Raw genomic sequence first — 12535 nt, forward strand, 5'->3', positions numbered from 1 at the left:
GGAACAGAATTTGGCCTGGATACCAGTGCAGTAACCATAGAAAAGATTCCACTTATACTCACCCGGCCCCGGGAACTAAAATTAACAAGGGTAGAGGAAAATGGAGAACTGGGGCTTCTCCGAAGAGAAGAACATAGACAGGAAAATAATTAACGATTGGCACTATGCCTCAAACATCTTGTCAATCTCACGCGCAAGTTCCCGATCCTTATTTGTAACCTTATCTCCTGCGTCGTGAGTAGATAAAGATATTTCCACTTTATTATAGACATTTTTCCAGGAAGGGTGATGATCCATTTTTTCTGCAATAAGTGCAACCCTGGTCATAAAGCTAAAAGCTTCTATAAAATTCCGGAACTCAAAAACTCTTTGAAGCTGGTCATCCTTTTCAGTCCACATATAGTATATTTAATTTGTGCAAGGTAATTTATCTGCTTTAAGGAAATCTTCATCATGTATTCAGGCTAATTCATCTAAACTATACAATGCGGGGTTAAGTTTTTTGGTTAATCGAAAATAAAATTAGCTTTTGACTTAAGTTTATTTAAATCTATTTCAGAAATCAATTGTATGGAAGGAATGGTTTTAAGTTTCAAGATAAAGTCCTTTGCCTGCTCTGAATCAACTTCCCCTGTTATAAAAAAAAGATAGTCAGCATGTTTTATTTCAGATGTAAAAAAATCTCCGGCATGTTTATTTGAAATTACATGAATAATCCATTTATCGATTTCGTTTTCGTAGCGGTAATAGCTGAAAAAAGACGTTTTACTCTTTCTCTTATGTACTATCTCCAAATCATCTTTCTTTAGAAGTCTGAAATCAAAAGCCTTATTTAAATGCCAGCACAATTGATAATCTTTAAGCTGGCAGGCCAAGGCTATCAAAAGTCCGGTAAAAGTTTCCTCGAAAAATGAGATTCTTTTTTTTGTCAAAAACCGAATATAATTGTGTCAAAAATGGTGATAAAAATAATATGCTGCATTAATTTCATATCCGGAAAATAAATCTGTAAAAGATTGCATAGCAAATTTCAAATCACTTACTTTGCCAAAAATTTCTCAATTACAAAACCAATACTTTTTATGTCAGACATCGCAGCAAGAGTGAAAAAGATCATCATTGATAAATTGGGTGTTGATGAAAGTGAAGTAACTCCCGAGGCAACTTTCACTAATGATCTTGGTGCTGATTCTCTCGACACGGTTGAGCTGATCATGGAATTCGAAAAAGAATTTAATATTTCTATTCCTGACGAGCAAGCGGAAACAATTACTTCCGTTGGCCAGGCTATTGCGTATATTGAACAATACGCAAAGTCATAATTTTCTCTGCACATGAATTTAAAAAGGGTTGTAGTCACCGGTTTGGGTGCACTCACTCCTTTGGGTAATACGGTTCCGGAATATTGGAGCAACCTGAGGAAGGGTGTTAGCGGAGGCGGCTTGCTTACCTATTTTGATACTACAAAATTTAAAACTAAAATTGCCTGCCAGCTTAAAAATTTCAATATCCTTGATTTTATTGACAGGAAAGAAGTTCGGAAGCTTGATCCTTACTCACAGTATGCGTTGGTAGCCGCCGATGAAGCAGTAAAAGACAGTGGCCTGAATCTGCAAACTGAAGACAAATCACGCATAGGAGTTATCTGGGCTACTGGAGTTGGTGGTATTGATTCATATGCTAAAGCAATGATGGAATATTGTAAAGGAGATGGAACTCCGCGCTTCAGTCCTTTTCTTATTCCCCTTATTATACCTGATCTGGCTGCCGGTCATCTCTCTATTAAGTATGGATTTATGGGTCCAAATTATACTACAGTTGCTGCCTGTGCCTCTTCCACCAGTTCTGTGATAGATGCGTTCAATTATATCCGTTTGGGAAAATCTGATATTATTCTTACCGGTGGTTCTGAATTTCCTTTTTGTATTCCGGCTGTAGGAGGTTTTTCATCCATGAAGGCATTATCTGAAAGAAATGATGATCCGGAGCATGCTTCCCGTCCCTACGATAAAGACCGTGATGGATTTGTTATGGGTGAGGGAGCAGGTGCCATTTTCTTAGAGGAATATGAGCATGCCGTTGCACGCGGCGCTAAGATTTATTGCGAAGTAGCAGGCGGCGGAATGTCGGGTGATGCCTATCATATCTCTGCACCCCATCCCGATGGCATTGGCGTTATCCTTGTCTTAAAGGCAGCTCTTGAGGATGCAGGTATGAAACCTGAGGATATCGATTACATCAATACTCATGGTACATCCACACCGCTTGGCGATATAGCGGAACTTAAAGCAATCGTAAATGTATTTGGTAATCATGCCTATAAAATGAGCATTAGCTCCACCAAGTCTATGACGGGCCATATGCTTGGAGCTGCCGGAGCAGCGGAGGCAATCGCTTGCATCGCATCCATCACCGAAGGCTTTATTCCCCCTACTATTAACCATGTTACCTGTGATCCGAACATAGATCCAAACCTTGACCTCACTTTAAATATAGTTAAAGAAAGAGAGGTCCGCATTGCAATGAGTAATACCTTCGGTTTCGGCGGACACAATGCGACTATTATTTTTAAAAAGTTCGAGGGATAGGTAATTGCCCTGTAATTGTAAGCCCCAATAAGTAAAGTAATACGATTTGATACGCCGTGTTTTTTCAAAAGATGCTGCTTTTTATAAAAGGCTGAAACACTTAACCGGTTTTCTACCATCTAATATCCGATTATATCATCATGCGTTCTGTCACAGTTCTTTGGCACAGGAGGAATTTGAAAGTAATGAGCGTCTTGAATTTTTGGGTGATGCCATCCTGAGTGCAGTAATTGCAACTTATCTTTTTAAAAAATTTCCATATAAAAACGAAGGTTATCTGACGGATATCCGCTCCAAAATGGTGAGCAGAAGTCAGTTAAATGTTATTGCCTTTAAAATTGGTATTGACCAGTTCGTTACGTTTAACAGTTCAGACCCCTTATTAAATAAGAAATCTCTTGCAGGAAATGCGCTTGAAGCCTTGATTGGTGCCATATACATAGACAAAGGATTTAAAAAAGCTGATAGATTTATCTTAAAGAAAATCGTGAAACCCTTTTTAGATATTCCTGAAATTGAAATTTCGGAATTCAACTATAAAAGTAAATTGCTGGAATGGGCTCAAAAAAGCGGTAAGTCTTTATCATTTTCAATGAAAAGCCATTTTAAACATCATCATCGGACTTTCTACAAAATGGCAGCCTTGATTGATGGTATTGAGTTAGGGTTAGGAGAAGACACCAACAAAAAAAATGCTGAAAAAATTGCTGCTAAAGAGGCTTTTCAAAAGCTTAATATTAACCTATAGGCTAAAATATTCTTCAATTATTAATCAGGCTTTCCTTTAATTGCTTTTTTCTATATCATTAATTTAAGGAGGTCTAAAATTTCTTGTCTTAATGATGCATGCCGATTGATGCTACTTTGCTCGTATTAATTGTTTTAGATTTGCATATCGAAATACCATTTGAATGAGCGACCCTGTTAAGCATGAATGCGGCATTGCTCTTATTCGCTTGTTAAAACCCCTCAGCTATTATCGCGAGAAATATGGTACGCCCCTTTATGGGTTGAATAAACTGTACCTGCTGATGGAAAAGCAGCATAACCGCGGGCAGGATGGTGCAGGGGTAGGGGCAATCAAGCTTAATATGAATACCGGGCAGCGCTTCATGAGCCGCTATCGCTCCAATTCCCCTCATGCAATTGGTGAAATATTCCAAAAAATTTTTAGCAGGATAGATAAGCTTACCAAAATTAATCCTGCATTAATGGAAGATACGGAATGGCTTAAAAAGAATGTAAGCTTTGTGGCCGAGATGCTGCTGGGCCACCTTCGTTATGGCACATATGGACGAAATGAAATAGATGCATGTCACCCATTCATAAACAACCATCAGTCATCTACCCGCAGCCTTATTATGGCGGGAAACTTTAACCTCACCAACATTGAAGAGTTGGGATGGAATGCAGAGGCCAGAGCTGCAAGGCCGGATACGGCGGTGGTGCTCGACCGTGTAACATTTTACCTGGACGAAGAAATTAAGAATATTATAGACAGAAGACAAAAAGAGAATGGACAGCCATTGGAAGTAAATATTCCAGTTCGTAAAGAGATCAATTTTCAAAATGTTTTGGCCAATGCAGTTAAGGAATTCGATGGTGGTTACCTGCTTGCCGGATTATCGGGAGCCGGGTTTGCCTTTGCGGTTCGGGATCCTAATGGAATTCGCCCGGCATTTTATTACCACAGCAGTGAAATTTTAGTAGTTGCTAGTGAACGGCCTGCCATTCAAACGGCTTTCAATCTATCTATTTCAGAAGTAAGGGAACTGAAACCAGGCAATGCTGTAATAGCGAACAGTGAGGGAGAAGTAGGAGAATATCAAATTGCAGAAGCAAAAGAAAAGCACTCCTGCAGCTTTGAGCGTATTTATTTTTCAAGAGGAAGCGATAAGGATATCTATGAAGAGAGAAAAAAACTAGGCTGCCTGCTTGCTCCCTCAATATTAAATGCCATTGATTTCGATTTCAATCATACAGTGTTTTCTTTTATACCCAATACTGCGGAGGTGGCATTCTACGGAATGGTAAAGGGCATTGAAGATCATCTGAGGCAATACAAATTCAATCGTATTCAAAATAATCACCTGAGTGAAATTCAATTAAAAGAAGTCCTTGATTTAAGGCCGCGTGTGGAAAAAATTGCTATTAAGGATGTTAAAATGCGAACCTTTATCACCCAGGATTCCCAGCGGAATGAATTAGTAGAGCATGTGTACGACATTACCTACGGCAGCATTAAGGCTGGCGAAGACACTATTGTAGTCATCGATGATTCTATCGTTCGGGGAACTACATTGAAGCGCAGTATAATAAAGATGCTCGACAGGCTTGGTCCCAGAAAAATTATCATTGTCTCATCGGCCCCGCAGATCCGCTATCCCGATTGCTATGGTATCGATATGAGCAAGATGAAGGACTTTATTGCATTTCGTGCGCTGGTTTCATTGCTGAATAAAAAAGGTAAAGAAAACATTTTAGATGAGGTCTATGAGAAATGTAAATTTCAAATGACCTTGCCCGAAAATCAAATAGTAAATGAGGTTAAAAGACTATATGATTTATTTACTGAAGAGGAAATTTCCAATGAGTTAGCATTGCTGGTGAAAGATGAATGTGTGAATGCTGAAGTCCAGGTAATTTTTCAAACCATAGCTAATCTCCATATTGCCTGCCCAAATCATACAGGAGACTGGTATTTCTCCGGAAATTATCCTACAACCGGGGGAAATAAAGTGGTGAACCGTGCCTTTATTAATTATATGGAAGGCAAAGACGTAAGGGCCTATTCCTGATGTTAGGATTCCGTGCTAATTTATATATGTCTGCAAGATTGCCCAGTTGAGTTTCCCTCACGAAAGATCTGAGCAGATCCAATCACCAATTAAAGAAAAAGTGCGAACCTGGCTTATAACTAGATATTCGTGTAGTCAATAATAAGGATCAGATATTTTTATCTCATTACATGTTTTTTTACTGCTACCCGATATAATATGATACCCATAAATACAAATATGAGTGCACCAAGTACCTGGTAACCGCCATCACCCAGCATTTGGGATAATACAGGCCCGGCACTTATCTTTTCCAAACCATGAAAAATTGATTCATTAATGGAGAGCAGTGCAACGATTACACCCGCTAAGGCTCCGCCTGCAACCAATCCCGTAGCGAATAAGCTGCCTCTTCCAAGTTCTCCGTCTTCCGTATTTTCTCCGCGGCGTTTCGACCTCATGTCCACTATCTTCTTAACTGCACCACCGGCAAAAATAGGGAGCGTAGTAGACAGTGGCAGATAGGCGCCAACTGCAAAGTTTAATGCATTTACACCGCACAGCTCCATGGTGATCGCCAGAAAAACTCCAACTAACACAAATTGCCAGTCAAGGTTGAAGGAAAGCAATCCTTTAATGAGGGTCGCCATCAGGGTTCCTTGTGGAGCAGGAAATTTATCACTTCCAATAGCATGAGTAATGCCTGCAGCAGCCATATCCGGCGTGGGGATATCGAGCAGCTTGATGGTAATTCCAATCACTACAGAAGAAACTACAGCGCCAATGAATAAACTCAATTGCTGCAGGCGCGGTGTAGCGCCAACTATAAAACCGGTTTTCAGATCCTGTGAAGTGGCACCTCCGTTTGCCGCAGCAATGCAAATCATGCTTCCTACTACCAAAACCATAGGCTCATAAGCATGGCCCGTAAGGCCAATGCCAATAAATACCAGTGAGGTTGCCATCAGGGTGGCGATAGTCATTCCAGATATAGGATTAGAGCTGGATCCTATAATGCCTACAATACGGGATGAAACAGTAACAAAGAAAAATCCGAAGACAACCACTAAAATACCAATCAAAAATTTAGACCCAATAGAATCGCCGGGTATTTGCGGCATTAGTGCCATTAAGACTACCAGAGCAAGTGATCCGAATATTACCGTATTCACAGAAAGGTCATTTTCTGTTCTTACTCTTTCAACACCTGCGCTTTTATCTTTAATAGAACTTAAACTATCGCGGAAGGAAGAAACAATAGTAGGAATGCTTTTCATCAGCGTCATAAAACCACCGGCGGCCACTGCTCCTGCACCAATTTGCCTGATATAAGCGCGATAGACAGCGTCATTTGTTGCAGCAAAAGAATGCGAATTAGGATTCCAGTTACCAGGACCGCCTGCAGTAGCAATATCTTTCAGATAGCCAAGCTTCACCAGTTGCAGTGCAATCATATCCGTTGGCACCAGCGATGCAAGCAATGGAATTAATCCAAGCCAGGCAAGAACACCACCAGCAACTAATATTCCCGCAATGCGGAAACCAATAATATAGCCTACACCCATGTACTCTGGAGTAATTTCTCCATTAACGGTGGCGGAGGGAAAAAATCGGTTCGTCTGTTTTGTCACGAACGTGGGGGCCTCCGCTATTACATGGAAAACCCGCTGAAACAGCGCATATAATATTGCAAAGCCTAAACCCTGATACGCTGTTTTTGCAAAATCTCCTCCTTTTTCACCGGCAATTAATACAGATGCACAAGCGGTTCCTTCAGGATAAGGAAGGTTGCCGTGCTCTTTCACAATTAGTGAGCGGCGTAAAGGAATCATCATCAGCGTTCCAAGTAATCCCCCTAAAACGGCAAGAGTAAAAATGGTGAGATAATTAAAATAGGGTGCTCCTACACTTTCTCCATTATCATTCAGCGAAAGGAATAAAAATCCTGGGAGTGTAAATACAACTCCTGAGGCAATGGATTCGCCGGCCGAGGCTGTAGTTTGAATAATGTTATTTTCAAGTATAGTTGTTTTAAGAAATTTTCTTCCTAAGGAAATAGCCAGCACTGCAACCGGAATAGAAGCAGAGACTGTAAGTCCGGCGCGAAGTGCAAGGTACACCGAGGCCGCACCAAACAAGATTCCGAATAATCCGCCGGCTACAATGGATTTTACGGTAAATTCTTTTACTTTTTCAACAGGCGAAATGTAAGGTTTAAAAGAAGATAGGTTATCTGCCATAATTGGAGATTATTGTTTTTGCCTGGAAGGGTTCTTTGAAACTGTGCTGCAACTCTGAATGTGACTAGGTTTGATAAAAAACTGCTTAGGTTATAGTACTATCTGTAATAAAAAATTTATGTACAAGATACTTATTCCATCCATCTATCCTAAAAACTGTTTTCCATATTCGGATTATGTCTCAGCCTTTTTATTTCCTTCAAGAAAACATTTCCTGCATCTTGGTTCGTACATCTCTTTCTCACCAAGAAGCACCTGTAACTTTTGCGTTGATTTACGAAAAGAATAGGAAGCTAAATTTCCACAAATCATACATATTGCATGCACTTTAGTTGCATATTCCGCCCTCGCCAGAAGATAGGGCATCGGTCCGAAAGGTTTTCCTGTGAAATCCATATCGAGCCCTGCAACAATTACCCGGATGCCACGGCTGGCAAAAACATCACACACCCTGGGCAATTCAAGATCAAAAAATTGTGCTTCATCAATTCCAATCACTTCTATCTCATCCGCTAATAGTAATAGTTGCTCAGAATGAGATACCGGTGTTGAAAGAATATAATTTTCATCATGAGATACCACATTGGTTTCATGGTACCTCGTATCAGTAAATGGCTTAAAAATTTCCACTTTTTGATTGGCAATTTTTGCGCGCTTCAAACGGCGGATAAGCTCTTCTGTTTTACCTGAAAACATACAGCCGCAAATCACTTCTATCCAACCAGTTTTATATTCTTTTCGATAAGGTTCAATAAACATAAGAGGTGAAAATAAAATATTCTGTACTGGCGTTACTGTTGTATTTTCGAATGTGAAAATGAAGGAAGATGAATGAGTTCAACCGTATCAGTTTGCTTACTGCAAAAATTAATAATTTATTAGATTCTATCCGAAAAAATAATGGGCAGTTTACATCTATAGATAAAGACCTTATTGCCGGTTATACCAGGGAGTTGTATGAGTTGGTTCTTACTATTCAAACGGTGAACCAACCTTTGCAAAATAATTTTGAACCTATACAAAAGGAGGAGATGAAAATTGATATTAATAGGACGAAATCTAACGGAATAAAAGATAAACGGGAAGATTTTTTAAATGGAAAGCAGGAAATTTCATTCAATAAGCTTCCTCCATATCCGGAAGAGGCTTTTCAGAAGAAATCTATTGCTGAAGTGTATGCGGAAAAGAATGATAGAGGCACTTTAAATGAAAAATATAAAAAGCAAAATGGTGAATTAGCCGATCGTCTGAAGCAAACCCCGATAAAAGATTTAAAAGGATATATAGGGTTGAATAAGCGGTTTACTTTTATTAATTCCCTTTTTAACGGCGATGAAAAATATTATGAAGAGGTTATCTCAAAGCTGAATTCTTCCAGAAATTATGAAGAGGCAATTCTTTATGTTCAGACAAAGCTTATGAATAAGCTGGAGTGGAATGCCTCTGATCCCCTGGTGGCAGATTTTTTCCATTTGATTTTAAGAAGGTATTTAAATTAGGGGTATTTGCGCTTTGTATTTTTTATAGGTCTCTAACTGACTGATATAGTTCATAATTTTAGTAGTTGCCCCCTTGTTTGCAGCTATATAATTTTTATTGGAAATAGCTTTAATTGCATTTTTTTCCTGTTTATAATAAGTGAATGCATTGTTCATTTCCATGTCATTTTGTACAGATCGCACTTCACCTTGCAGTAGTAATTCTTTTGCCTCGGTAAATTTATGGTATTGAGGTCCGAACAAAACAGGAATACCATAAACGGCAGCTTCTAAAATATTATGGATTCCTTTTCCAAATCCTCCGCCTACGTAAGCTAGATTGGCATACTGATAGACAGAAGAAAGAAGACCGATCTTGTCAACTATGAGAAAATCCTTGTGATTAATATTTTCATCGGTTGCCTCTGAAAAGAAAATGACTTTTTCTCCCCATCTGTTTTTCAGTTCACGCAGATGATGGTAATTAATTTCGTGAGGCGCTATTATCCATTTCCAGAATTCATCATTGCCAATAAGAGGAAATAGTATCGTTTCATCCTCCTCCCATGTGCTGCCGGCAACAAATACTTTTTCGTGACCTTTAAATTTTTCAATCATTGGAATTCGAACCGGGCTTTCGGCAATCTTCCACACCCTATCCAGCCGGGTGTCACCCGAGATCTCCGCGTTGGCTATTCCAAACTCATTTAACAGTAAAAATGAATTTTCATCCTGCACAAATATTTTATTAAAACAGGATAAAATCTCTCTAAAAGGTCTCCCATACCATTTGAAAAAAAAATGCTCTTTCCTGAAAACTCCTGATACCAGCAAAAGCGGAATTTTTTGAGCACTCAATTGATAGAGAATATTAAACCAGTATTCATATTTTATAAACAGTGCAAGCTGCGGCTGCAGCAGCAATACAAACTGTTTTGCACGTTGCGGAGTATCAACGGGCAGGTAAAAAATATAATCGGCACCTTTATAATTTTTAAACAGTTCGTATCCCGAAGGAGAAAAGAAGGTGAGAATAATCTTGTGTAAAGGAAATTGCTTTCTATATGCCTCTATTACCGGCCGGCCCTGCTCAAATTCACCTGCCGATGCACAATGAAACCATACCCGGTTTTCATCTTTATTTAAGAGGCTGGTAATTATTTTGCCTTGATTTTTTCTGCCTTGTACCCATTGTTTCGCTTTTTTATTCCATGAAGAAGCAATAAGGATTCCCCCTGAATAAAAAAAAATTCCCAAGCTGTAAGCGCGCAATGCCAGTAAATTCATTATATTCTTAACGCTCCGATAATATTGTAGTAACCTTAAGTAATTTGTTAATGAAGCAGTAAAAATTTAATACGTGTAAATACGCTCTTCATTTTTTCCGTAAAAAGGTATAAGCCAGGCGAGCTTAAGCCCGATCAACACATCCAACCTCTTTGAATTATCTTTTTGCATCTGGTCAAAATTCCAATCGCGACGATTTTGGGTAAATCCTTCCAGAGCTTCCGCGCTTATAGAAAAATTAACCAGCTTCCTTTTATCTAAATGTATGTAACCAAGTGATTGTGATATTGCAAAACCATTAGTTAGCCGATCGTAACCTTTAGCATAGTCGTCATCTACTTCAGGTACCTGGTGATTCGGATCCTCAAATTTAATTTTATGCTGAAGAAAACCTGCACCTATCATTAACGATATTCCACTGTTAGGGTTTGAGTGAAATACAGGCACAATCTTCCCAAATTTTCCCATTAAAGAATAACCACGCTCGGAAAGAAAAATAGTTTCATAGTTCCCATTTGTTCCAACAATTCCCCCTGTAGAGGTTAGTAATTTATTCAGAATAGAATCCTCTTTAACCCTTCCTCCAAAAATAAAGTTGAATTCCGCACCCAGCAACCAGTTATTACCCAGTTTAAAATTAATTCCAGCGCCGATATTGTTATTTGCCCCGAAGCGATCACTCATATCACCAGCGGGGAGCTGCAAAGCATAACCCAGGTAAAGCAACTTGGCGTTTAAAGTTGTATCTATAAAATTGGATGTAACCTGCGCATTGGTATGAAAGCCAATAAATAAAATTACTGATAAGAAATACAATTTAGCCAGTAATTGCATGGCGGCAAAAGTAGAGCATTTAGATTTTCAATTTGACTGATTGATGATATAGCCAGGGGCTTCTCCACTTTAATTTCAATTAATACGTACTTATATTATTGTTATTAGACCGGCATAGAATGGTGGTCACTTTAATTTCCTGCTTCACATTTCTGGTCAATCCCTATATTTGCGGCTTCCTGGAAGATCTATGCGTAACATTGAAATGGTTGACCTTAAGGTTCAATACCGGAACATTAAAGAGGAGATGGACCGATCTATCCGGGAGGTAATTGATTCTGCAGGGTTTATTAATGGTAAAGCAGTTCAAGCATTTTCAAAGGATCTGGCCGGTTATCTTGGTGTAAAACATGTTATACCCTGCGCTAATGGTACTGATGCCCTGCAAGTGGCCATGATGGCATTGGATCTGCATTCCGGTGACGAAGTAATTTGCCCGTCTTTTACCTATTTTGCTACTGTAGAGGTAATAGCCCTTTTAAAATTAACGCCTGTTTTTATTGATGTAAATCGGGAAACGTTCACGATTGAGGCCAATGAGGTTGAAAAGGCCATTTCATCTAAAACAAAAGCAATTATTCCAGTCCATTTGTATGGCCAATCGGCTGATATGCAGCCATTGCTTTCGCTGGGAAAGAAGTATTCAATTCCAATTATAGAAGATAACGCTCAGGGTATTGGAGGAGATTATATTTTCCCGGACGGCACAAGAAAAAAAACAGGCACTATTGCCGAAATAGGCAGTACTTCTTTTTTCCCCTCAAAAAATTTAGGATGTTATGGCGATGGCGGCGCACTCATTACAAATGATGATCTGTTAGCAGAAAAATTGAGAATGATTGCAAATCATGGTCAGAAAGACCGGTATTATCATGAAGTTATAGGTATAAATTCACGATTAGATACCATTCAGGCTGCGGTGCTGCAGGTAAAGCTCCCTCATTTGGATGAATATATTCTTGCAAGAAGAAAGGCTGCCAGCTTTTATGACCAGGCTTTTGCTAACCATAATTCCATTAGAGTGCCCTACAGGGCACCATATGCTTACCATGTGTTTCATCAATACACTTTAATAGTAGAAACAGATCGCGATAAATTGATAAAGCACTTACAGGAAAAACAAATTCCGGCAATGATCTATTATCCGGTTGCCTGTCACCAACAGAAAGCATTCGAAGGAAAAGGAAGGATAGTTGGTGACCTCAAAAATACCTATTGGCTCAGTGAAAGAGTGATCTCACTTCCTATGCATACAGAATTGGATGAAGAGCAATTAGAGTACATTACAAATGGTGTGTTGGAATTTTTTCAATAATAATGAATAGCTATAG

Annotated in this window: 13 protein-coding genes; 7 read left to right on the plus strand and 6 right to left on the minus strand. The window is 39.1% G+C overall.

Annotated features, from left to right (window positions below; translation table 11 throughout):
* Positions 1-153, plus strand: a 153-nt coding sequence (locus tag H0W62_00005; protein MBA3646931.1) for a hypothetical protein, incomplete at its 5' end; no start/stop codon positions are given.
* 9 nt (positions 154-162) lie between these two features.
* Here H0W62_00005 and H0W62_00010 read toward each other — a convergent pair.
* Both H0W62_00010 and H0W62_00015 read right to left on the minus strand, forming a co-directional pair.
* Positions 163-399 carry a 4a-hydroxytetrahydrobiopterin dehydratase gene (locus tag H0W62_00010; protein MBA3646932.1) on the minus strand — a complete coding sequence of 79 codons (237 nt, stop codon included), beginning with the start codon at positions 397-399 and terminating at the stop codon, positions 163-165.
* 107 nt (positions 400-506) lie between these two features.
* Entirely contained in the window at positions 507-932 is a 426-nt protein-coding gene (locus tag H0W62_00015) for an IPExxxVDY family protein (GenBank protein ID MBA3646933.1), read from the minus strand.
* A 150-nt stretch (positions 933-1082) separates the two neighbouring features.
* Here H0W62_00015 and H0W62_00020 point away from each other — a divergent pair, with 150 nt between their 5' ends.
* From H0W62_00020 to H0W62_00035, 4 genes are all read left to right on the plus strand, one after another.
* A complete protein-coding gene (locus H0W62_00020) occupies positions 1083-1322 on the plus strand; it encodes an acyl carrier protein (GenBank protein MBA3646934.1) in 240 nt (79 codons plus the stop codon).
* Between the two features lie 12 nt (positions 1323-1334).
* Complete coding sequence (gene fabF, locus H0W62_00025; protein MBA3646935.1) at positions 1335-2588, plus strand: beta-ketoacyl-ACP synthase II; 1254 nt, start codon at positions 1335-1337, stop codon at positions 2586-2588.
* Between the two features lie 46 nt (positions 2589-2634).
* The gene (gene rnc / locus H0W62_00030) at positions 2635-3336 is read left to right on the plus strand and encodes a ribonuclease III (GenBank protein MBA3646936.1); all 702 of its coding nucleotides are present in this window, start codon (positions 2635-2637) and stop codon (positions 3334-3336) included.
* Positions 3337-3499: 163 nt separating this feature from the next.
* On the plus strand, positions 3500-5386 hold the full coding sequence (locus tag H0W62_00035) for an amidophosphoribosyltransferase (protein ID MBA3646937.1): 1887 nt from the start codon (positions 3500-3502) through the stop codon (positions 5384-5386).
* A 158-nt stretch (positions 5387-5544) separates the two neighbouring features.
* Here the strand turns inward: H0W62_00035 and H0W62_00040 are convergent, their stop codons facing one another.
* A complete protein-coding gene (locus H0W62_00040) occupies positions 5545-7605 on the minus strand; it encodes an OPT/YSL family transporter (GenBank protein MBA3646938.1) in 2061 nt (686 codons plus the stop codon).
* Between the two features lie 174 nt (positions 7606-7779).
* A complete protein-coding gene (locus tag H0W62_00045) occupies positions 7780-8364 on the minus strand; it encodes a thymidine kinase (GenBank protein ID MBA3646939.1) in 585 nt (194 codons plus the stop codon).
* 68 nt (positions 8365-8432) lie between these two features.
* Between H0W62_00045 and H0W62_00050 the strand changes: the two genes are divergently transcribed.
* Entirely contained in the window at positions 8433-9104 is a 672-nt protein-coding gene (locus H0W62_00050; GenBank protein ID MBA3646940.1) for a hypothetical protein, read from the plus strand.
* Here the strand turns inward: H0W62_00050 and H0W62_00055 are convergent.
* On the minus strand, positions 9096-10370 hold the full coding sequence (locus tag H0W62_00055; protein MBA3646941.1) for a 3-deoxy-D-manno-octulosonic acid transferase: 1275 nt from the start codon (positions 10368-10370) through the stop codon (positions 9096-9098). The genes H0W62_00050 and H0W62_00055 overlap by 9 nt on opposite strands.
* A 66-nt stretch (positions 10371-10436) precedes the next feature.
* Positions 10437-11204 carry a hypothetical protein gene (locus tag H0W62_00060; GenBank protein ID MBA3646942.1) on the minus strand — a complete coding sequence of 256 codons (768 nt, stop codon included), beginning with the start codon at positions 11202-11204 and terminating at the stop codon, positions 10437-10439.
* Positions 11205-11394: 190 nt separating this feature from the next.
* Between H0W62_00060 and H0W62_00065 the strand changes: the two genes are divergently transcribed.
* Positions 11395-12519, plus strand: coding sequence for a DegT/DnrJ/EryC1/StrS family aminotransferase (locus H0W62_00065; protein ID MBA3646943.1), 1125 nt, complete (start codon positions 11395-11397; stop codon positions 12517-12519).
* The last annotated feature ends 16 nt before the right edge of the window (positions 12520-12535 follow it).

It is taken from the genome of Chitinophagales bacterium (assembly GCA_013816805.1).
Lineage (GTDB): Bacteria > Bacteroidota > Bacteroidia > Chitinophagales > UBA10324 > MGR-bin340.